At 63.9% G+C, this 21,255-nt stretch carries 15 protein-coding genes and 1 tRNA gene; 10 read left to right on the top strand and 6 right to left on the bottom strand.

The window, feature by feature from the left end:
- Nucleotides 1–121: 121 nt before the first annotated feature.
- The 4 genes from H7687_RS15130 to H7687_RS15115 all read left to right on the top strand — a co-directional run bounded on the left by H7687_RS15130 (nucleotide 122) and on the right by H7687_RS15115 (nucleotide 9,272).
- Nucleotides 122–3,277 (top strand): MCP four helix bundle domain-containing protein, encoded by a 3,156-nt coding sequence (locus H7687_RS15130; protein WP_183348858.1) that lies wholly within the window; start codon nucleotides 122–124, stop codon nucleotides 3,275–3,277.
- 49 nt (nucleotides 3,278–3,326) lie between these two features.
- Nucleotides 3,327–3,689 carry an STAS domain-containing protein gene (locus H7687_RS15125; protein ID WP_183348856.1) on the top strand — a complete coding sequence of 121 codons (363 nt, stop codon included), beginning with the start codon at nucleotides 3,327–3,329 and terminating at the stop codon, nucleotides 3,687–3,689.
- On the top strand, nucleotides 3,686–5,791 hold the full coding sequence (locus H7687_RS15120) for a chemotaxis protein CheA (protein ID WP_183348854.1): 2,106 nt from the start codon (nucleotides 3,686–3,688) through the stop codon (nucleotides 5,789–5,791). Before H7687_RS15125 ends, H7687_RS15120 begins: the two co-directional genes overlap by 4 nt.
- 136 nt (nucleotides 5,792–5,927) lie before the next feature.
- On the top strand, nucleotides 5,928–9,272 hold the full coding sequence (locus tag H7687_RS15115) for a PAS domain S-box protein (RefSeq protein ID WP_183348852.1): 3,345 nt from the start codon (nucleotides 5,928–5,930) through the stop codon (nucleotides 9,270–9,272).
- 160 nt (nucleotides 9,273–9,432) lie between these two features.
- Here H7687_RS15115 and H7687_RS15110 read toward each other — a convergent pair whose 3' ends face one another.
- Complete coding sequence (locus H7687_RS15110) at nucleotides 9,433–10,401, bottom strand: Tim44 domain-containing protein (protein WP_183348850.1); 969 nt, start codon at nucleotides 10,399–10,401, stop codon at nucleotides 9,433–9,435.
- A gap of 26 nt (nucleotides 10,402–10,427) precedes the next feature.
- Entirely contained in the window at nucleotides 10,428–10,706 is a 279-nt protein-coding gene (locus H7687_RS15105; protein ID WP_183348848.1) for a ribbon-helix-helix protein, CopG family, read from the bottom strand.
- 415 nt (nucleotides 10,707–11,121) lie between these two features.
- Here H7687_RS15105 and H7687_RS15100 point away from each other — a divergent pair, with 415 nt between their 5' ends.
- The 4 genes from H7687_RS15100 to H7687_RS15085 all read left to right on the top strand — a co-directional run bounded on the left by H7687_RS15100 (nucleotide 11,122) and on the right by H7687_RS15085 (nucleotide 13,103).
- The gene (locus H7687_RS15100) at nucleotides 11,122–11,688 is read left to right on the top strand and encodes a class I SAM-dependent methyltransferase (protein ID WP_183348846.1); all 567 of its coding nucleotides are present in this window, start codon (nucleotides 11,122–11,124) and stop codon (nucleotides 11,686–11,688) included.
- Nucleotides 11,689–11,755: 67 nt separating this feature from the next.
- Entirely contained in the window at nucleotides 11,756–12,133 is a 378-nt protein-coding gene (locus tag H7687_RS15095) for a response regulator (protein ID WP_183348844.1), read from the top strand.
- Between the two features lie 150 nt (nucleotides 12,134–12,283).
- A tRNA-Gly gene (locus H7687_RS15090) sits at nucleotides 12,284–12,358 on the top strand.
- A 406-nt stretch (nucleotides 12,359–12,764) separates the two neighbouring features.
- Nucleotides 12,765–13,103 carry a zinc ribbon domain-containing protein YjdM gene (locus H7687_RS15085; RefSeq protein ID WP_183348842.1) on the top strand — a complete coding sequence of 113 codons (339 nt, stop codon included), beginning with the start codon at nucleotides 12,765–12,767 and terminating at the stop codon, nucleotides 13,101–13,103.
- Nucleotides 13,104–13,295: 192 nt separating this feature from the next.
- Here the strand turns inward: H7687_RS15085 and H7687_RS15080 are convergent, their stop codons facing one another.
- From H7687_RS15080 to H7687_RS15065, 4 genes are all read right to left on the bottom strand, one after another.
- Entirely contained in the window at nucleotides 13,296–14,519 is a 1,224-nt protein-coding gene (locus H7687_RS15080) for a molybdopterin molybdotransferase MoeA (RefSeq protein ID WP_183348839.1), read from the bottom strand.
- A 219-nt stretch (nucleotides 14,520–14,738) separates the two neighbouring features.
- Nucleotides 14,739–17,579 (bottom strand): InlB B-repeat-containing protein, encoded by a 2,841-nt coding sequence (locus H7687_RS15075; protein ID WP_183348837.1) that lies wholly within the window; start codon nucleotides 17,577–17,579, stop codon nucleotides 14,739–14,741.
- 40 nt (nucleotides 17,580–17,619) lie between these two features.
- A complete protein-coding gene (locus H7687_RS15070; RefSeq protein ID WP_183348835.1) occupies nucleotides 17,620–18,204 on the bottom strand; it encodes a hypothetical protein in 585 nt (194 codons plus the stop codon).
- Nucleotides 18,205–18,261: 57 nt separating this feature from the next.
- Nucleotides 18,262–18,894, bottom strand: a complete 633-nt coding sequence (locus H7687_RS15065; protein WP_183348833.1) for an Lcl C-terminal domain-containing protein — start codon at nucleotides 18,892–18,894, stop codon at nucleotides 18,262–18,264.
- 258 nt (nucleotides 18,895–19,152) lie between these two features.
- On the opposite strand from H7687_RS15065, the gene H7687_RS15060 reads away from it, so the two are divergent.
- Both H7687_RS15060 and H7687_RS15055 read left to right on the top strand, forming a co-directional pair.
- On the top strand, nucleotides 19,153–20,367 hold the full coding sequence (locus tag H7687_RS15060; protein WP_183348831.1) for a tetratricopeptide repeat protein: 1,215 nt from the start codon (nucleotides 19,153–19,155) through the stop codon (nucleotides 20,365–20,367).
- 61 nt (nucleotides 20,368–20,428) lie between these two features.
- Complete coding sequence (locus H7687_RS15055) at nucleotides 20,429–21,166, top strand: hypothetical protein (RefSeq protein ID WP_183348829.1); 738 nt, start codon at nucleotides 20,429–20,431, stop codon at nucleotides 21,164–21,166.
- Nucleotides 21,167–21,255: the final 89 nt, after the last annotated feature.

The raw sequence follows: 21,255 nt of genomic DNA, 5'->3' as shown, positions 1-21,255 counted from the left end.
GAGGAAGATCCCGCCCGGTACTGAAAGCGCAGCAAACCTGAAATGACAATCCCCACTCTGACACAGACGCCCCCGTGGCGGTTGTGGCGCCGGGTGATAACGCGGAAACAAGGAGGCAGACATGAGGTGGTTTTACGATTTGAAGCTGGGCGCGAAGTTAATGACCGGGTTCATCACGGTCGCCATCGTCGCAGGGGTGGTCGGGTATTTCGGCATCAGGGAGATTCATGTAATCGAGGCCGCCGACACCAAACTCTATGAGAAGGTCACCATTCCCATCGCACAGTTGCAGGACATCTCCACCTCCTTCCAGAGGATGCGGGTGAACCTGAGGGATATGATGGACACCTCCGGGGCGGAGCAGCAGGAGAAGATGGGCCGGATCGTAAAGTTCCGGGAGAATATCAACACCGTTGCAGCCGAGTTCGAGAAGACCATCATGACCGACGAGGGGCGCAAGCTCTTCGCGGAATTCAAACGCACCCGCACGGTCTACGGTCCCCTGGTGGACCAGATGATGGCGCTGACCAAGGAAGGCAAGATTGCCGAGGCTCAGGCGATCATGAGGGGAGCCGGAAGCAAGGCGTCCCGCGAGGAGCAAGCCGCCATCGAGGCTCTCGTTGACGCGAAACTGAAGCAGGCGAAGCTGACCGCGACGGACAACGCAGAGGTGGCCAAAACCGCCTCGAACACCATGCTGATCCTGATCGCCGTCGGCGTCCTGCTGGCCATCGGCCTTGGCCTTTTCATCACCAGGATCGTCCAGAAGCAGCTCGGCGCCGATCCCAAGGAGGTGGGCGAGGTCGCCAACCGCGTCGCCGCCGGCGACATGACGGTCGTCATCGACCTGAAAGGGAAGCACGAGGACAGCGTCATGGCCGCCATGCAGAAGATGGTGGATTCCATCAAGGCGCTGGTCGCCGACGCCAACATGCTGGCCGAGGCCGCCATCGCCGGCAAGCTCGCCACCCGCGCCGACGCCTCCCGGCACCAGGGGGACTTCCAGAAGGTGGTGGCCGGGGTGAACGACACCCTGGACGCGGTGATCGGGCCGCTGAACGTGGCGGCCGAATACGTGGACCGCATCTCCAAGGGGGACGTCCCGCCGAGGATCACCGATAGCTACAACGGCGACTTCAACGAGATCAAGAACAACCTCAACGTCTGCATCGACGCGGTCAACGCACTGGTTGCCGATGCCGGCATGCTGTCGCAGGCCGCGGTGGAGGGGAAGCTCGCCACCCGCGCCGACGCCTCCAGGCACCAGGGTGACTTCAGGAAAATCGTGACCGGCGTGAACGACACGCTGGACGCGGTGATCGGGCCGCTGAACGTGGCGGCCGAGTACGTGGACCGCATCTCCAAGGGGGACATCCCCCCCAGGATCACCGACAGCTACAACGGCGACTTCAACGAGATCAAGAACAACCTCAACGTCTGCATCGAGACCCTCGACGCCCTCATCGCGGACATGAACAACATGTCGACCCAGCACGACCTGGGCGACATCGACGTTCAGATCGCGGCACAGAACTACCAGGGGGTCTACCGCCAGATGGCCGCCGGGGTGAACACCATGGTCAACGGCCACATCGCCGTGAAGAAGAAGGCGATGGCCTGCATCGCCGAGTTCGGGCGCGGCAACTTCGAGGCGGAGCTGGAGCAGTTCCCGGGCAAGAAGGCCTTCATCAACGACACCATCGAACAGGTGCGCGCCAACCTGAAGGCGCTCATCGCCGACGCGGACATGCTGGTGCAGGCGGCGGTCGCCGGCAAGCTCGCCACCCGCGCCGACGCCTCCAGGCACCAGGGTGATTTCCGCAAGATCGTCGCGGGCGTGAACGACACACTGGACGCGGTGATCGGGCCGCTGAACGTGGCCGCCGAGTACGTGGACCGCATCGCCAAGGGGGACATCCCGCCCAGGATCACCGACAACTACAACGGCGACTTCAACGAGATCAAGAACAACCTGAACAACTGCATCGACATCATGAACAACCTGCTGGCCCAGGCGGACAAGGTGGTGCAGGCGGCGGCCGAGGGGAGGCTGGACGAGCGTGCCAACGCGGAACTCTTCATCGGCGGCTGGAAGGAACTCGTGGTCGGTGTCAACAACATCGTGACCAACATCGTCAACCCGCTCATGGTGACCGCGGAGTACGTGGACCGCATCGCCAAGGGTGACATGCCCCCGGCCATCGTGACCGAGTACAAGGGGCAGTACAACCTGATCAAGACCAACCTGAACGTGCTGATCGACGCCATCAACAGGATCACCGACGCGGCCAAGGAGGTCTCCAACGGCAACCTGATGGTCACCCTGAAGGAGCGCAGCGCCCAGGACGAGCTGATCCATGCCCTCTCCGCCATGGTCGGCAAGATCACGGAGGTGGTCACCGAGGTGAAGGTGGCGGCGGACAACGTCGCTTCCGGCAGCGTGCAGCTCTCCGCCAACGCCCAGTCCATGTCGGAAGGGGCCTCGCAGCAGGCGGCCGCCGCCGAAGAGGCCTCCTCCTCCATGGAGGAGATGAGCGCCAACATCAGGCAGAACGCGGACAACGCGCAGCAGACCGAGAAGATCGCGGTGAAATCCGCCGACGACGCCAAGGAAGGGGGCAAGGCGGTGGCCGAGACGGTGCAGGCCATGAAGGACATCGCCGGCAAGATCTCCATCATCGAGGAGATCGCGCGCCAGACCAACATGCTGGCCCTGAACGCCGCCATCGAGGCCGCCCGCGCCGGGGAGCACGGCAAGGGGTTCGCGGTGGTGGCTTCCGAGGTGAGAAAGCTCGCCGAGCGGAGCCAGGTCGCCGCCGGCGAGATCTCCGAGCTCTCGGTGTCCAGCGTCGAGGTCGCCGAGCGCGCCGGGGAGATGCTCTCCGCGATCCTTCCGGACATCCAGAAGACCGCCGAACTGGTGCAGGAGATCAACGCCTCCAGCAAGGAGCAGGACACCGGCGCCCAGCAGATCAACAAGGCGATCCAGCAGCTGGACCAGGTGATCCAGCAAAACGCCTCGGCCAGCGAGGAGATGGCCTCCACCGCCGAGGAGCTCTCCTCGCAGTCGGAGCAGCTGCAGTCCACCATCTCCTTCTTCAAGGTGGACGTATCGGCGCGCGAGCGCCACGCGGCGCCCCGGCAGCTCACCAAGTCGGCGTCGAAAAACGAGGTCAAGCAGCTGAAGCAGAGGTCCTCGGCGCACGCGAAGAGCGCCATGGGGCACGACCTGGTCATGGCCGACATGGACGGCGACAGCGACTTCGAGAGGTTCTAGAACAGAAGGAGGGGGGCGGCCCAAGGGCCGCCCCTCAAGGTGAGGACGTATGGAAGCGGCACAGGTGAAGGTCTCCAGGAAGAAGGAGCGCACGGTGGTCACCTTGTCCGGTGAGATGATCATAGCCAACGTGGGTGAACTCAGGCAGCGCCTTTTGCAGGCGTTCGCGGCGGGCAAGCCGGTGGAGCTCTGCGTGGCCGGGGTGACCGGCATCGACGTGACCGGGCTGCAGCTTCTGTGCAGCTGCCACAGGACCTCGGTCGACCGGGGCATCCCCTGCACGGTAACCGGCCATAACGAGGCACTGGCGGCCATAGCGGAGGTGGCAGGGATGCCGCGGCTCAAGGGATGCGTGACGGATGTCGACGGGACCTGCTTCTGGCGCACCGACACGGACATGGTGACGCTATGAGTGATGCTTTTGCCCAGGCATTCAAGGACGAGGCCCGCGAGCTTTTGGCCGACCTCGAGGAGGCGCTGCTCGAGATGGAGGAGAACCCTGCCGACCTCGGCCTGGTGGGACGGGTGTTCCGGACCATGCACACCATCAAGGGGTCGGGCGCCATGTTCGGCTTCGACGACATCGCCTCGTTCACCCACAACGTGGAGACCGTGTACGACCTGGTGCGCAACGGCGAACTGGCGGTGAGCAAGCAACTGGTCAACCTGAGCCTCGCCGCGCGGGACCGCATCCTCGCCATGCTGGAGGCTGCCGAAAGCGGCCAGCCGGCGGATGCGCAGCGCAACGAAGAGGTGATCCGGGGCTTCAAGTCCCTGGTTCCCGGACGGGCGGGGGACGCACCGGAACCCGACCGCAAGGTAGCGCCGGAGGAGGCCGCCCCGGCAGCGCCCATGGTCACCTACCGCATCCGTTTCAAGCCGGAGGGGGGAATCTTCGCCAGCGGCGTCAACCCGCTGAGCCTGTTGCGCGAGCTGCAGGAACTGGGGCCGTGCCGCATCGTGGCCAACACCTGCGAGATGCAGACCCTGGACGCGCTCGATCCCGAGCTCTGTTACCTGTACTGGGACGTCATCCTCTCCACCAGCGCGGGGCGGGACGCCATCGACGACGTCTTCATCTTCGTTGTGGACTGCTGCGAACTGACCGTGACGGTCGTCGACGACGGCACCGACGAGGCTGCCGGCGGCTACAAGAAGCTGGGCGAGATCCTGATCGAGCGCGGCGACCTGACGCCGCAGCAGATGGACGAACTGCTGGGCAAGCAGAAGAAGTTCGGCGAACTGGCGCTGGAGGCGGGGCTGGTCAACGCCGCCACCCTCACCTCGGCCCTGGTGGAGCAGCAGCACGTAAAAGAGATGCGCCAGGAACGGCAGTCCCAGGCCCAGACCCAGGAGGCGGCCTCCAGCATCCGGGTCAGCGCCGACAAGCTGGACCTTTTGGTGAACCTGGTAGGGGAGCTGGTGACCGTGCAGGCGCGCCTGAGCCTGGTGGCCCAGGAACTGAAGCGGCACAGCGAGCTGGTCTCGGTGGCCGAGGAGGTGGAGCGTCTCACCAACGATCTAAGGGACAACGCGCTCGACATCAGGATGCTCCCCATCGGCGCCACCTTCTCCAAGTTCAAGCGGCTGGTCCGGGACCTTTCCGCGGAACTGGGCAAGGAGATCGAGTTGACCACCGAGGGGGCCGAGACCGAGCTGGACAAGACGGTGATCGAGAAACTGAACGATCCCCTGGTGCACATCATCCGCAACAGCATCGACCACGGCGTGGAGACGCCCGAGGCACGGATGGCCAAGGGCAAGCCCAGGAGCGGCAAGATCCACCTGGCGGCGGTGCACTCCGGCGACAGCGTGCTGATCACCATCCGCGACGACGGCGCCGGGCTCAACGTGGACGCGATCCGGGCCAAGGCCATCGAGCGCAAGATCATCCCGCAGGGAGCCGACCTCTCCGACCGCGAGATCTGGCAGCTCATCTTCGCCCCCGGCTTCTCGACGGCGGCCAAGGTGACCAGCGTCTCCGGCCGCGGCGTCGGCATGGACGTGGTCAAGCAGGCCATCGAGGGGCTGCGCGGCAGCATCGACGTGAAGAGCGAGCCCGACCGGGGCACCTGCATCACGCTCAAGATCCCGCTCACCCTGGCCATCATAGAGAGCCTGCTGGTGCAGATCGGCAAGGACCGCTTCGTCATGCCGCTGGCCATGGTGGACGAGTGCATCCTGCTCACCGAGAAGGAGATCGAGCAGGGGCACGGGCGCGACCTACTGCTGGTGCGCGAGCAGCTGGTGCCGTACGTGCCGCTCAGGAAGATGTTCCGCATCCAGGGCAAGGCCCCGGCGATCCAGCAGGTGGTCATCTGCCAGCTGGAGGGTAAACGGGTCGGGCTCGTGGTGGACTGGGTGATCGGCGAGCACCAGACCGTGATCAAGTCCCTGGGGCGGATGTACCAGCAGGTCGAGGGGATGTCCGGCGCCACCATCCTGGGCGACGGCTCGGTGGCCCTCATCCTCGACATCCCCGCCATCTTCAAGGCGGCGGAAAAAGAGCCGTAACGGCGGACGGCCCTGGGGCAGGGGAGCACCTTGTGGCTGGACAACCTGATCCGTCTTGTGTACTATAAGCCGCATTTTAGTCATTGCTTCCCTCCCTTATTGCCTCGCTACCCAGGCGACGTTCTGGAGTTTGTGCGTGAAGCGCGTTATCGGACGCCTTTTCATCCTGCTGGCCGTGCTCTGGCCCGGTCTGCTCGCCTTCCAGATTCCCCCTGCCTCTGCTGCCCAGCAGACGGTGCGCATCGGCGCGTTCAACTTCTACCCCGGCATCTTCCAGGCCAAGGATGGCAGCATCCAGGGCTTCTACGTGGACACCTTGGCCGAAATCGCGCGCCGTGAGGGATGGCGCATCGAATACGTCTACGGCGACTGGACCGAAGGGATCTCCCGCATCAAAAACGGCGACCTCGATCTCATCACCAGCGTGGCCTGGACCAGCGAGCGCGCCCAGTTCCTCGACTACGGCAAGGTGCCGCTGCTCACCGTCTGGGGTGAGCTCTACGTCCAGCGCAATTCCAACCTGAACAGTATCAAGGACGTCGCGGGGAAGCGGGTCGCGGTGATGAAGCGGGACTTCAACGGTGCGAGCTTCCGCAACATGGTGCAGAAGTTCGGCATCACCTGCCACTTCGTGGAATACGGCAACTTCGAGGAGATCTTCCAGGCGGTGGTCGCGGGGCGGGTCGATGCCGGCGTGGTCAACAACACCTTCGGCGCCGCCAAGCAGTACCAGTACGGGCTGGTCTCCTCCGGCATCATCTTCAACCCCTTCGACATCTTCCTCGCCACCGGCAAGGGGCGCAACCCGCAACTCATCGCCACCCTGGACCGCTACCTGGCCACCTGGCGCGGCACCCAGGGCTCACCCTATCACAAGGCGCTGGAGCGCTGGTCCCACGGCGACGCCGCTGCCCTGCACGCGGTGCCCCCCTGGCTGGTCCCGACCCTGGTCGGGCTGGTGCTGTTCCTGGCCGGCGCCGGGGTGTTCATCATCCTGCTCCGCCTCCAGGTGCGCAAAAAGACCTCCGAGCTGGTCCGGCAGGCCGCGGACCGGAAGATGATCGCGGATACCCTCTTCTTCATCAACGAGTGCGGAGCCAAGCACCGCGCCGACGAACTCCTGTACGGCATCAACCGTTACCTGGCCGATGCCCTCGATGCCGACTACGCCTTCGTGGCCCAGCTCAACCCGGACGGGCGCTCGGCCCGCACCCACGGCTTTTATGCCCGCTCGGGGGGGTGCAGCGATATCACCTACCGCCTGGCCGGCACTCCCTGCGACAACGTGGTCGGGAAGAGCACCTGTGTCTACCCGCAGGGGGTGACGGCGCTCTTCCCGGAGGATGAGATCCTGCGCGACCTGGCGGTGGAGGGGTACGCGGCGGTGCCGCTTTGGGATTCCCAAGGGGAGGGGATCGGCCTGCTCGGTGTCATGAGCCGCTCGCCGCTGCGCAATCCCCCCCTGATCGAGACGCTGCTCGGCATCGCCAGCTCCCGTACCGCGCAGGAACTGGAGGCGATGAACCATCTCGAGGTGTTGAACCTCAAGAAGTTCGCCATGGACAACATGAAGGACGCCGGGTACTGGATCAGCCCGGACGGTACCATCTGCGAGGTGAACGGTGCCGCCAGCGCCATGCTGGGCTACTCCGAGGCGGAGTTCCGGGCCATGACAATCCGCGACCTGCGCCCGGGGTGCGACGACGAGCAGTGGCGGCAGACCTGGGAAGCGCTCAAGGAGCTGGGGGGGCTTCAGTTCGAGGCGACGCACCGGGCCCGGGACGGCCGGCTGGTGCCGGTAGAGGTCACTGCCAACTACTTCAGTTACGCCGGCACCGAGTACGACTACGCCATCGTGCGTGACATCACCGAGCGCAAGAGGATGGAGCAGGCGCTGGAACACCAGCTCTCCCGGCTGGCGGAGCAGAATGCCCAGCAGGCACAGTATATCGCCGAGAAGAAGCGCTCCGAGGAGCTGCTGATCGAGTACCTCAAGGTGATCGAGTGCTCCCGGGACCTGATCTGCGTCCTGGACCGCGACTACCGTTACCGCATGGCCAACGGCGCCTTTTTGCGCTACCGCAACCTCACGGCGGAACAGGTGGTGGGGCGGACCGTGGCCGAAGTGGTCGGGGAGGAGCAGTTCGCCGAGATCAGGCACCATCTGGACGCCTGCCTGGCCGGGCAGTCGGTGCGCTTCGACATGGAGCAATCGTTCCCGGAGCGGGGCGTGCGGGCGGTGACGGTAACCTACACCCCGGTGGATGAGCAAGGGGGGAACACCCGGATCGCCTGCGTGATCAGCGACCAGACCGAGAAGAAACATCTCGAGGAGCAGCTGAGGCAGTCCCAGAAGATGGAGGCCATCGGGCACCTCGCCGGCGGCATCGCCCACGATTTCAACAACATCCTGACCGTCATCGTGGGGTACGGCAACTTCCTGGAGCTGGACGGCTCGCTCACCACGCTGCAGCACGAGCAGGTGGGGCAGATCATCGCCGCCGCCGAGCGCGGCTCCCAGCTCACCCGCGGCTTGCTCACCTTCAGCCGCAAGCAGGTCATGAACCCGCGCAACCTGGAATTGAACGCGCTGGTGGCGCAGGTGCAGACCTTCCTGCTGCGCGTCATCGGAGAGGACGTCCAACTCAAGTTCACCCCGGCTCAGGAGCCGTTGAACGTCTATGCCGACGGCAGTCAACTGGAGCAGGTCCTGATGAACCTTGCCACCAATGCCCGCGACGCCATGCCCGAGGGGGGGACGCTCACCATTCAGACCTGCTGGCAGCAGGTGGACGAGGCCTACGCCCGGTCCCAGGGGTACGGCGCGCCGGGGCGCTACGCCTGCATCATCGTCTCCGACTCCGGCAGCGGCATGGACCGCGCCACCCGGGAGAGGATCTTCGAGCCGTTCTTCTCCACCAAGGCGGTGGGCAAGGGGACCGGCCTGGGCATGTCCATCGTGTACGGCATCGTCAAGCAGCACAAGGGGTTCATCAACGTCTACAGCGAGCCGGGGGAGGGGACCACCTTCAAGATCTATCTCCCCGAGGGCTCCTCCGAGGCCGGCGCGCTCGCCTCCGACCCCGGCCTGGCCGCACCGGCAACGGGGACCGAGACCATCCTGGTGGCCGAGGATGACGCCAGCGTCCGGGGGCTGGTCGATTCGCTGCTCAAGAAGTACGGCTACCGGGTGGTGCTGGCGGTGGACGGCAGCGACTGCGTGGAAAAGTTCCTGGAGCACCGGGGCAGGATCGACCTGATCCTGATGGACGTGATCATGCCGGGGAAAAACGGCAAGGAGGCCTTCGACGAGATCAGGAGGATCGATCCGGCCGCGAAGGTGCTCTACTCCAGCGGCTACACCGCCGACTTCATGAAGACGCGCGGTGTCTTCGACGACAGCGTCGACCTGATCATGAAGCCGGTACAGCCGATGACGCTTTTGCACAAGGTCCGGGAGGTGCTGGATAGGCAAGGCTAAGACTGAGATTGAGACTAAGATTGAGACTAAGATTAAGACTAAGATTAAGACTAAGACTAAGGCTCAGACAGGCAGTCGGAACTGGAAGTAGAAAGGGGCGCCCATATTGGAAGCGCCCCTTTTTTACCGCTTTATCTTTATCTCAATCTTTATCTTTATCTTACTTCTGGTTTATCGCCGCCAGGCGCCAGGGGTTGCTGCCCACCGGCCTGGTGAAGGTCCAGTACTCCTCGAACTTCACCGGCTCGGTCTTGCTTCCCTCCAGCACGGTGCCGCGCTCGTCGGTGGTGTAGTCGAGCAGGTTGGCGTAGATGAGGGCGGTTACGTAGTCCTGCCCCGCCTCCTGCCATACTTCGGCCAGCTCCACGCTGCGCACCGCGATGTTCTCCAGCCGGTTCACCCGCCCCTCGCGCAGCAGGCGCTCGATATCCTGGCGGAAGACCCCCTGCATCTCCGGGGTCAGCAGCGGCGAGAGCGCCTGCAGGTCGCGGTTCATCCACCCACCCTGGATCCTGAAGAAGCTGTCCATCACCTGGTCCTTGAAGCGCCCCTCGTCAAAGCCGGGATCCATCTGGCGCAGGTGCGACAGCCCGGTGTGGACGTCGTCCCGGACCGGTTCCTCGACGCGGTAGGAAGCCGGGATGCTCTGCTGCTGATAGCCGTCGTCGTACCCCTGCGAGCCGTAGCCGGTGGCGACGCTCTGCAGCGGGGTGTTGCCGCGCTTTCTGCGCACCAAGCGGTAGATCATGTAGCCGATGCCGGCCAGGAGGATGATCTCGAAGATCCCGATGCCACCGCCGCCGTAACCGGGGCCACCCGCGCCGGCGAGCCCCCTGAAGAGCATGCCGCCCAGGAGACCGCCCGCGATGCCGCCGGCCATGCTGCGCAAGAAGCCGCCCCCGGCCGAGGGCTGCTGCATCTGCGGCTGCCCCATGCGGGAGGGCGCCGACTGCTGGTAGGGGGTGGACTGGCGATAGGTCGTCCCGGGGGTCGAGTAGCTGCGGGAACCGCGGCTGCCGATGGAGCGTCCCCCGGCTGCGCGGGCATGGGCGCTGGTTTCCAGCACCGTGGCGCTCAGCATCAGGACCGCGGCGAACAGTGCGAAAGCTTTGGCGAAGTTGCGTTTCATGTGGTTTCTCCTGTGTGGTGGTTGGTTCAGTTGCCGGCCAGTTGCAGCGGCTGCATGGGGATCTTCCCGGTCGAGCGGCCTTGGGTGCGCCCCTTGCGGATGCCCTTGGCGAGCCAGAAGCCGATCGCCTCGCGCACCAGGTCAGAAACGTTGAGCGAGGTCGCCTTGGTGAGACGCTCCAGCAGACGCTTCTCCTGGTCGCTCACCCTGAGCGACACCACGTTCTTCAGTACCGGCTCCCTGGTCTCCTTTTTCTTTCTCGGCGATTTTCTCTTCACCTGGGTCATGTATTGTTTCTGTTCCATATTCTCCTCTCCTTTCGGGTACTTGCCCGTTTGCAAAGGGCGCCGTCACAGCACGACGGCGCCTGTGACGGTAAAAAAAAAGACCTTTACCCGGGGCGACTGCTCGCTACAGGTAAAGGTCTTGCCGTTAAAAGAATTAACCTCGGGTCCGGGTGTTGCCACCGTCTTGACGAACCGAAGGTCGGCCATTTCTCCGGCCGATAGCTACTCCCCTTTACAGGGCATGATAATAATAACGCCCCCGCCTGCTGTCAACCCATTTTTACAAAAAAACGTAAACGGCGCCGACGCCGAAATTTGTATTGGAGTCGGTTAATCTTTTGCCGGATTGCTATACAATTGACCGGTTGCCAACCTCCACATCCGGCCGCATGCCTGGCAGACTGCGACAGCAGCGGCAAGGCGGGAGACCGACATGCTCATACCAGCCACCAGCGTAATCCGCTACGCGCGCTACTTCAGGCTCGCCAAGGTGCACAGGGTGCTCGACTACGGGGCGGGCCTTTTGCGCAACGCCCTCTATCTCACCGAACAGGGCTTCGAGGTCTATGCGGCCGATGTGCCGGAACAGGTCAAGGCGCTCGCCGCCCATCCCCAGGCGGGGCGGCTGGCGGGATTGTTGACAGTCGGGGAACTGGCCCAGGCGGGGCTGGCCGTGGACCTGGTGCTGTGCACCTTCGTCTTCAACATTCTGGCCACGCGCAACCGGAAAAAGCAGTACCTCGATAACGTGGTGGCGAACCTGCGCCCGGGCGGCCTGTTCCTGATCGAGGTGAACAGCAGGCAGGACGATATGGCCTGTGGGTCGGTGCTGCAGCACTATTACAGTTGCGACGGCAACGCCAAGAGTTACAACCATGACGAACTGGACAGGCAGTTGTCTCCTTTCGGTTTCGAGCGCGTCTGTCACTATTACAGCAGTCATGCACTGGCGGCACTGTACCGTCTGGCAGAAGCGAAAAAAATCAGACAGCATTTTTGACTTTTAACCGTAAAGAAAGTATAAGAGGAAGCTAAACAGCGGCTGAAATCAGCGTGCGGAGGTATGCATGGCTTTGAAGGACGTCAGGATACTCATCGTCGACGACGAGATATTTTTCCGCCAGGTGCTGCGCGCCCTGCTGGAAAAGATCGGTTTCACGGTGGTCGGCGAGGCCGGCGACGGTGCCGAGGCGCTGGAGCGGTACCGCGCCCTGCGCCCGCATATCGTGATCATGGACATCTACATGCCGGACACAAACGGCATCGAAGCGACCAGGGACCTGCTGGCCCTGGACCCCAACGCCCGGGTGCTGGTGGCCAGCGCTTCCGATTTCGACTGCGACACGCAGGCCGCTCTCGACGCCGGAGCAAAGGGGATCCTGATGAAGCCCTTCGTCCCCAAGGAGATCTACGAAATGATCCGGAAGCTGCTCACCGGCAAGTGACGGGTAGGACGCGAAGCCGCCCGCAGAGCAGATCCGCGGAAGACGCCGACCCAGCGCGGTTTTTTCACGCCGGAGAAAAATTTAGCAGCTGAAGCAGATTTTTGGGTTGACGGGTGCGGAGGGTTTTGCTATAAAACGGATCTCTGCTGAGCGGGAATAACTCAGTGGTAGAGTGCAACCTTGCCAAGGTTGAAGTCGCGGGTTCGAACCCCGTTTCCCGCTCCATACTTACAACAAGGAATCCTTCGGGATTCCTTTTTTTTTGCCCGGCGTCGTCATCCGTCACCGGTCAGTCATGCCGCGAGAGACCTGTTCTGCCTTGGGCGCAGGTGACGTCTCCGGGGGATTCTGCGGGTTGTCCTCGGGGCGGTAGCCAAAGTACAACACGTTGTACAGTGCCTCATGCTCTTTCTCTGTTTTTTCTTTCCCAATTTGAGCGGTACTTCCTTCCAGCGAAGGATCTCGAACACTTCTTCCGTCACGTCCCTTAGCTTCAGTTCAGAGGCATCACATGGGCTGGCAGCAAGTGGGCAGCGCTACTCTTTCCTTGACAACGAGATGGCCAATGAGGTTAATTCTGGTGCGACGCGGCGTTCTGCTTCCGCGCCTATCTCACAGACAAAGGATCAACATGACAACCCTCCCCAAATGTCCCTCCTGCAGTTCCGAATATACCTACGAAGACGGCGCCCTCTATGTCTGCCCCGAGTGCGGCAACGAGTGGCCCCAGGCGGCGCCGGAGGAAACTCCCGCCGAGAATGTCGTGCATGACGCTTTCGGCAACCAGCTCCAGGACGGCGATTCGGTCACCGTGATCAAGGACCTGAAGATCAAGGGCTCCTCGCTGGTGGTCAAGGTCGGCACCAAGGTCAGGAACATCCGTCTCGTCGACGGCGACCACGACATCGACTGCAAGATCGACGGCATCGGCGCCATGCAGCTGAAGTCGGAGTACGTCAAGAAGGCGTGAGTGCCGACCATGTGAAGGCATGAGTGCCGACCATGATCAAAGCCTCCCCTCCGAACAAAAAGAACCCCGACGGTCTTAGCCGCCGGGGTTCCGCTTTTTTCCGCTTTTTCCGGGGACACAGAAAAGGGGAGATGAAAAAGTAGCCTGTCCCCTTTTCTTCCCCTTTTCTTAGCGCTGGCCGGTTACGGTCGATCAAAGAGCGGCATCGCGCATCTCTTCCATCTCGAAGCCGCGGTCCAGGAGGATCACCTCGATCTCCGACCCGGCTGGGTAGGCCGTCTCCGGCGCCAGCTTCATCAGGGCGTTGCCAAGGACCAGCGAGGATAGGCGCCCCGAACTCTGGTTGCCGGTGCTGGAAACCTGGTAGCGCTCTCCGTTTCGGGAGACGATGCCGCGCACGAGGTGCGGGCGCCCCCCCTTGTTGGCGATGGCCTCCTGCAGGGTCGCCTGCACCCGGGGGCGGAAAACCCCGCGGTGACCCATGGCCTTCAGGATGCAGGGGCGCACGAAAAGTTCGAAGGAGACCATGGCGGCGACCGGGTTCCCCGGCAGGGCGAAGATCGGCGTCCCGTTCAGCATGGCGAAGGCGAGCGGCTTGCCCGGCTTCATGTCGACCTTCCAAAAACCGACCTCGCCCCCGAGCTGCTCGATGGCTGCCTTCACGTAATCCCGGTCCCCCACCGAAACGCCCCCGCTTATCACCAGCAGGTCGCACTCAAGGCCCTGCTGGATCTTCTCGCAGGTCGCCTCGAGGTTGTCGGCGGCGATGCCCAGGAGCCGCGGCTCCCCCCCTGCATCGAGTACCTGGGCGGCGAGGCTGTAGCTGTTGCTGTTGATGACCTTCCCCGGCACCGGCATGGAGCCGGGTTCCAGGAGCTCGTCGCCGGTGGAGAGTATGGCGACGCGCGCGCTGCGGTGGACCGGCACCGCGGTGTTCCCCATGGCCGAGAGCATGCCGATCTCCTGCGGGCGCAGCAGGGAACCCGCCCTGATCACGACCTGGCCGCGGCTGATGTCCTCACCGCGCTGGCGCACGTGGCTGCCCGCCTTGACCGGACCGCGCAGCCGGATCAGCTCTCCCTGGTCCTCCACGTCCTCGATGGGGACGACGGAGTCGCACCCGGGGGGGAGGGGGGCGCCAGTCATGATTTTGATCGCCTCACCCGGCGGCACCGGCGTCTCGCGCACCTCTCCCGCGGGCAGGAATCCGGTCACTCTGAGGGTGCCGTCGACGAGCCCGGCATGGTTGAAGGCAAAGCCGTCCATGGCCGAGTTGTCGGCCGGAGGAATGTCCCACGGGGCGATGTGGTCCTCGGTGGTGACCCGGTTCAGTCCCTGGAAACAGGTGACCTTTTCCGCCTGCAACGGATCGATACGACCGAGAATTATGCGTTGTGCTTCCTCGATGCTGATCATGCACCTTCTCCTGTGCCGCATAGGTAGTTGCGCTGCCAGCATGTTGTTCCCGGCCAGCGCCTGTTCTTTGATTTGTTTTAATGTCGGCGTTATACCAAGGCCGTACCACGGTCGCAAGTAAAAAACATCCCCCGCATGGAGTCGCTGCGGAGTCCGCACTTGAAAAAACAAAAGCCCCGGCGACCTGACGTCACCGGGGCTTTTTTGCCTTTGGGGCTGCTACCAGTTCACCGCTCCCACCATCTGCCGCAGCATGATGATCAGGTCGGCGACGTCGATGACGCCGTCGGGAACAGGCCGTCCGTCAGCCCCAAGCGGTGCGACATCGAAGAACCCCTTGTCGCCGTCGGACAGCTGCGCCTGTCCCAGCATGGACCGGTAGGCCGCCTGCACCTCGGGCAGCGTGTAGCTGTTGGTGGCGAAGCTGGCCGCGACCGTGTGCGCCGCGGTCACGTCCTTCAGCACATAGCTGCCGTCGGCGACCTGGCCCAGGCAGTCGCTGCCGTTGTCGGAGAGGGTGGCCAGGTGGAAGCCTGCCTTGGCCGTCATGGTGCAGGTGGCGCTCCCGCCGTGGATGGTCTCGGCCGGGCAAGTGATGGTCCCCTTGTCATCGGCGCTGGTGGCGGTCAAGGGGTAGAAAATGGCGTTGAAGCTGACGGCGACGGTGCAGTCCGCGGTAACCGGGGCGGTGGCGTAGGTCGCACCGGTGAGCATCCCTGCGCAACCGCTGACGGAGGCGATGCGGTAGCCGGTATCAGGCGACAGGGTGAAGCTGGCCACGGTCCCGTACTCTACGGTCTGCACCGTCGCCGGGGTGATCACCCCGTGAACGGCTGCTGCCGGGGTGACCTGGTGCGTGTCGATGCCGAAGGTGGCGCTTACCGCCACGTTCCCGGTCACGCCGGCAAGCACCAGGGGGTTGGCGGAGGAGGTGAAACCGTTGCTCCCGGTCCACCCCAGGAAGTGGTAGCCGGTCGCCGCGACGGCGCTGACTGCGGCGGTGCTGCCGCCATGGTCGACGCTCTGCGCTGCCGTCCCGGTGAGCGTGCCGTGGTCGCCAGCGGTGTAGCTCACGGTGTAGCTGTTGATGGCGAAGGCGGCGCTTAGCGCCATGTTCCCGGTCACACCGGTCAGCACCAGGGGATTGGCGGAGGAGGTGAAACCGTTGCTCCCGGTCCACCCCAGGAAGTGGTAGCCGGTCGCCGGGACGGCGCTGACTGCGGCGGTGCTGCCGCCATGGTCGACGCTCTGCGTTGCTGCCTCGGTGAGCGTGCCGTGGTCGCCAGCGGTGTAGCTCACGGTGTAGCTGTTGATGGCGAACCCGGCTCGGAGGTCGTGGTTGGCGTTGATGGCTGCGAACTGGTAGCTGAACGAGGAGGTCCCGGCGGCGGCCGGCTGGTTCACCGTGTCCACCGTGACGTTGGCGATGTGATAGCTGCTGTCAGCCAGCGCGGTGCAGGAAACCGTCCCGTTGTAGTCGGCGGTGGCAGCCGGGGTGCAGGTGATGCTCCCCCCGCTGCCGCTGGTGGTGGCGATGGTGTACCTGATCGGCGTGAAGGAAGCGCTGATCGAGCAGTTGCCGGTTATGGCCCCGGTCGTGTAGGTGGTGCCGTTCAGGGTGCCGCCGCATCCCGCTGCCGAGGCTACCTGGTAGCCGGTGTCGGGGACCAGGGTGAACGTGGTGGCCCCCTGGTAGGCGACGGTCTGGGGCGATGACGGGATGATCCTGCCGTTGACTGGGCTCGCCGGCGTTACCAGGTAGGTGTCCAGGGCGAAGTGAGCGGTAACCACAAGACCCGCCGCCACGTCGGTCACGGTCAGGGGGTTGGCCGTCGTGGTGACGAAACCGTTGTTTCCGGTCCAGTTCACGAAGTGCGAGCCGGTGCCGGGGACGGCGGTGACCGCCGCTGCGGTCCCCCCATGGTCGACGTTCTGATTGCTGCTCCCGGTGATGCTGCCGTTGCCGTCGACGGTGAAGGTGAGCTGGTAGTTGTTGATGTCGAACGCCACCGCAATGGTGTGGTCGGCGTCCAACGGGCCGAAGGAGTAGGTATAGCTGGTCCCGCCTGCCGTCGCCTGGTTGAGGCCGTCCACGGTGGCCGTGGCGACATGGTTTCCGGCTGTCGCGGTCGCCGTGCAGGATACGGGGGTGCCGAAGCTTGCGCTGGCCGCCGGCGTGCAGCTGAGGGTGCCGCTGCCGGTCGTGGTGGTCGCGATGGTGTAGGTCTGCGGAGTGAACGAGAAGTTCACGGTGCAATCCGCGGTAGCGACACCGAGGTTATAGACGTTGCCGTTGAAGGAGCCCGGTGGGCAGGTCCCGCCGACGCTCCCCGCCAGCAGGTAACCGGGGTCGGGCGCAACGGTGAACGCGGCCGCCGAGCCGTAGGCGACGGTGAGCGGGTTGGCGGAGGTGATGCTGCCGCTGCCGTCGGCTACGGCGGCGCTCAGGGTGACCTGGGCCGGGTTGCGTACCAGCATGACCATCCGGCCGGGGACGGGCGGGGTGTTCCAGCTTTCCGGATAGGCCGCACCGACGGGATGGACGATCCACTTGTAGGCCCCGGCGTAGTTGAGGTCGGTGTCCGAGGTCCAGTAGTAGGTGTGCTGGCCGTTCACGAACCCCTGGCTGTTCAACCAGGCCCCGCCGTCGGCCACGTTCTGGCTGCTGATGCTCAACAGTTCCTTGCGGTTGGGGAGCCGCCACTCTCCCGCCACCGAGCCGTCGCTGAGGCCGCACGAGCCGCTGGCGAAGGAATTGGCCGTGTCCAGCGCCTGTTGCCAGGTGACGCTGCCAAAACAGTTGGCGTTCTGGAGCCAGACCAGGCCGGTCATGGTGTCGGTCAAGGTGCCGTTGCCGTTGTCGGTAAAGCGCGGCGACGGCCACTCGTGGCCGATCTGCGTCTCCCCGTCCATCCCGGTGCCGGTGCAGTCGATCACGGCGCCGGCGACGTCCCAGCAAAGGGTCTGGCCGGTCCGGGGAAGCTGAATGGTGGCGGCTTGGGCCGCGGGTGCCGTTAGTGCCAGTAATAAAACTGCTGAAAGTGCTTTGGTAAACCACATGACGACCTCCTGGATCGTTTCACACCCGAGGACCCGGCGTCTATTCGATGGTCGCGCTGGAGATGGGGGAGAGGCCGGTGATGGTGGCGCCCTGCAGGTCGACAGCCCGGAAGTCGGTAGTTGAGAAGTCTGACGGCTTGGGAAAACTTCCGCTGCTGACGCCGCAATAGATCCTGGCGAACTCGCCGGTGGTGAACCCCGCCGGGGCGCTGCTGGCCAGCACCACCCGCAACGACCCCGCAGTGGTGGAGGTGGCGGGGGTGAGGGTGGTCAGCGTTACCGCGGTCTGGCCAGTGGTCTGTCCCGAGCCGGTCACCACGCCGGCGGCCACAGCGCCATTGGCGTCGGTTGCGACCGTGACACCGGCGGGCAGGCCCAGCGTGACGGACACGCCGGCGATAGCGCTTCCCTGTGGCAGGGTTCCCACCGTCGACAGGGTCACTACCGCACTGGTGGGCTGCACCTGGGGGGGAGGTATGACTATCGTACCGGTGCCGTTGTCCCCTGTGCCGCCACCCGTCCCGCCTCCGCTACCGCCACTGCTGCCGGTCCCGGCACTGCCACCTCCGCCCCCGCAACCGAGGGTCAGCAACAACAAGCACACCAACAAACCGTATCTGAGCATCTGGCACCTCCTGCCATCCGTCGACTCGCGCCGGACGGCCGATTATCGATTAATTGTTCAGCGTCCTCCGCGCACCGGCCACACGAAATGGGTTGCGGTGGCCTTGTCGCTGCCGTTGATGGCGCCGTCGGGCATGTAGACGTAGCGCGCCCGCAGCATGTGGAAAGCATTGGTGGATGAAGACCAGTAGCCGCTGTTCTGAACGTTGTTGAATGGGTGCCCAGTGGGAAGGGCCGGGTTGATGTTGGAGAGATCCACCAGGCTCTCCAACTCGAGGATGTTGGGCAGGCGCCAGTCCCCGGAGACCGAGTTGTCGGACAGGCCGCACGTCCCCGAGTGGAGGTCTTTCGCGACGGTGAGCGCATCCATCCAGAGTTTGGCGGCAAAACAGTTGGCCTGCTTGAGCCAGATCAGTCCGGTGAGATTGTCGGTGACGGTGCCGTCGTTGTGGTCGGTAAAACGCGGCGAGGGGGGCGCCAGTCCCATCTGCAGTTCCCCGTCCTGCCTGGTCCCCGCACAAGGGATCTCCGTCCCGGCGGAATCGTAACAGGCCTTTTGCCCAGTCTTGGGCAGTTGGACCACTCCGGCACCGGCGTCCCGTAGTAGCGGCAATGCCAGGAGCAGCACAGCCGCCGCCAGGCTCAACCACCATTTGCATACCTGATCCGTGATGCTGTTTTTGTGTAGCATGGGCTGTCTCCTTAGTCGCGCAGCAGTGGCGCCAAATGCGAACAACGTCGGGTTGTTTAACGCGCTCTAATGTTACTTGAGATGCCGGACCCGGCAATGGTCACAAGTCACAATTTAGGTAAGTTATTTCCGCACATCCTCTCACCGCGGCAGCGCAGATACGGTCTTGCAAAAAACTGCAGAATCCTATACCTTTGCGGCGCGACAATTCTCCCCGGCGGGGCCCTGCGACCAGGGCGCGCCAAAAGGAACACGATCATGGGCATATTCGGCAAGATGTTCGGCAAAGACTCTGCGGAGAGCAGGGGCACCACACCTGCCAAGGGGGTCACCTTCGTCAACGCGCTGTCGATGCAGGTGCGCGGCGAAATGGAGGAAGCTCTTGCTGCCTACGCCGGCATGGCTGAACGGGACGAGAACGACTTCCTGGCCCTTTTCTTTGCCGCCGCTGTTAAAGCGGGGAACGGGAAACTGGAGGAGGCGGTGCAGGGGCTGCGGGATGTGAGCGCGCGCATCGCCGAAACCGGTGAGAGCATCTCCCGCGTCATCGTGGTCGAACTCTCCAACGTGCTGGCGGACGATGTGGTGACGGTCAAGCGCCCGGCGGTGACCGACCTGGTGGTTTCCTTCGGTGACCTGCTCAAGCAGGAGGGGTACACGCGCGAGAGCGCGGTCTGCTTCGAGATAGCGACCGGCCTTGCCCCGGACAACGCCCACCTGCTGCACAAGCTGGGGGATACCCTGCACGACCTGCGCATCTACGACTACGCCGAGAGCGTGCTCGTGGAGGCGCTCAAGCAGGCGCCTTTCCACTTCGGCGCCCTCTACACCTACGCGGTCCTGTTGCAGGACCTTGGGCGCAACGACGAGGCGATCGCTCATTACGAGAAGGCGGTCAAGCTGGTCCCCACCCACGTCAGCTGCCAGAACAACTTCGGCGCGGCGCTGTTGCGCGCCAACCGCCTGGACGAGGCGCTGGAACACTGCAGCACGGCACTGGAGCTGGACCCCAAGGCGCCGTTGGTAAAGATCAACCTGGGCTACATTTACCTGCTCAAGCAGGACTTCGCTGCCGCCCGCAAGAGCTTCAGCGGCGCCCTCGAGCTCAACGACAGGCTCGCCCCGGCCTACTACGGGCTGGCCTCGGCGGAGCAGGCCCTGGGGGGCGACCCGCGCACGATCCGGGAGCTGTACCAGAAGGCGATCGAGGTGAATCCTTCCATCGCGGAGGCCCACTACGCCCTGGCGAACCTCCTGGCCGCCGACAACGACCCGCAGGCGCTCACCCACTACGCCAACGCCCTGCAGCTGAACAGCTCCCTGCCCAACCTGCGCCGCGACTACGGCTACGCCTGCCTGCAGCAGGGGAAACTCGATGAGGCCCTGGAGCAGTTGAAGCTGGCCGTGATGCTCAACCCCGAAGATGCCGATGCGCGCGATCTCCTGGCCCAGGCGCAGGGTGCGCAAAGCTGAACGCTGATACCGGGTGCACCGCCCGGTTTTTTTATGTGATGATGTTTGAAGGAGGTGTGTGATGTATCGCTCGCTGTTTGTCCTTCTGCCACTTCTAACTGCCTTCGTGGCAGGGCCCGCTGTTGCCGCAGAGCCTGCGGCCGCAAAGGATGCCGTTACTCCCCTGTGGCACCAGACGACCAAAGAAGCCACTCCCGCCCAGGATGTCAAGACCGAGGCCAAACCCGTGGCTGCCCCGGAGGCCAAGCCGGAAGTCAAGCCGGAGACTGTACCGGTAAGCAGGCAGGAGGCCAGGCCGGAGACTCCATCTGCAAGCAGGCAGGACGCTGCCCCGGGAGACAAGCAGGAGCCTGCACCCGGGACCGGGCAGCAGGCGCAACCGGCGCAGCAGCCGGGCAAGACAGCCGCCAAGGAGATCGAGTACGGCACCCAGGAGCAGTACCGCGCCTGCATGTACTCCGAGGATCACATCAAGGATCTGCGCAAGATGCTGGAAGAGCACATCATCCAGAACAACGAGATGATGATGGAGATAAAGAAGCAGGCCGCCGCGCTGCTCGACATGCAGCGCAAACTGGTGATGTCCGATGATGCCCAGGTGGAGGAGTTCAACCGGCGCACCCAGGAACACAACCTCGTGGTCAAAGCGGCCAACGAAGCCACCGACAAGCTGAAGCTTGAACTGGAATCCTTCAACAACAGGTCCATGGATCACAATCAGAACTGCGCTTCGTTGATCGTCAAGATGTCCGACCGTGACGTAGTCATGAAAGAGCGGGCGCCCGCTCCCAAGCAGTAGCTGATGCAGAGGGGGGCAAAGCCAGCTCACAGCAGCCAGCCTCCGTGAACAAGTAAAACGATAGTCCCAGCGAGCCTACTACGGCAGGT

The organism is Geomonas paludis, from assembly GCF_014193585.1.
Classification (GTDB): Bacteria; Desulfobacterota; Desulfuromonadia; order Geobacterales; family Geobacteraceae; genus Geomonas; species Geomonas paludis.
The sequence above is the reverse complement of the archived record's forward strand: the minus strand, read 5'-3'. Positions and strand labels throughout refer to the sequence as shown.

Bases quoted from the DNA above. Each gene is read 5' to 3' on its own strand.
- H7687_RS15130 (WP_183348858.1), top strand. From the start codon at position 122: ATGAGGTGGTTTTACGATTTGAAGCTGGGCGCGAAGTTAATGACCGGG.
- H7687_RS15125 (WP_183348856.1), top strand. From the start codon at position 3,327: ATGGAAGCGGCACAGGTGAAGGTCTCCAGGAAGAAGGAGCGCACGGTG.
- H7687_RS15120 (WP_183348854.1), top strand. From the start codon at position 3,686: ATGAGTGATGCTTTTGCCCAGGCATTCAAGGACGAGGCCCGCGAGCTT.
- H7687_RS15110 (WP_183348850.1), bottom strand. From the start codon at position 10,401: ATGAAACGCAACTTCGCCAAAGCTTTCGCACTGTTCGCCGCGGTCCTG.
- H7687_RS15105 (WP_183348848.1), bottom strand. From the start codon at position 10,706: ATGGAACAGAAACAATACATGACCCAGGTGAAGAGAAAATCGCCGAGA.
- H7687_RS15100 (WP_183348846.1), top strand. From the start codon at position 11,122: ATGCTCATACCAGCCACCAGCGTAATCCGCTACGCGCGCTACTTCAGG.
- H7687_RS15095 (WP_183348844.1), top strand. From the start codon at position 11,756: ATGGCTTTGAAGGACGTCAGGATACTCATCGTCGACGACGAGATATTT.
- H7687_RS15085 (WP_183348842.1), top strand. From the start codon at position 12,765: ATGACAACCCTCCCCAAATGTCCCTCCTGCAGTTCCGAATATACCTAC.
- H7687_RS15080 (WP_183348839.1), bottom strand. From the start codon at position 14,519: ATGATCAGCATCGAGGAAGCACAACGCATAATTCTCGGTCGTATCGAT.
- H7687_RS15075 (WP_183348837.1), bottom strand. From the start codon at position 17,579: ATGTGGTTTACCAAAGCACTTTCAGCAGTTTTATTACTGGCACTAACG.
- H7687_RS15070 (WP_183348835.1), bottom strand. From the start codon at position 18,204: ATGCTCAGATACGGTTTGTTGGTGTGCTTGTTGTTGCTGACCCTCGGT.
- H7687_RS15065 (WP_183348833.1), bottom strand. From the start codon at position 18,894: ATGCTACACAAAAACAGCATCACGGATCAGGTATGCAAATGGTGGTTG.
- H7687_RS15060 (WP_183348831.1), top strand. From the start codon at position 19,153: ATGGGCATATTCGGCAAGATGTTCGGCAAAGACTCTGCGGAGAGCAGG.
- H7687_RS15055 (WP_183348829.1), top strand. From the start codon at position 20,429: ATGTATCGCTCGCTGTTTGTCCTTCTGCCACTTCTAACTGCCTTCGTG.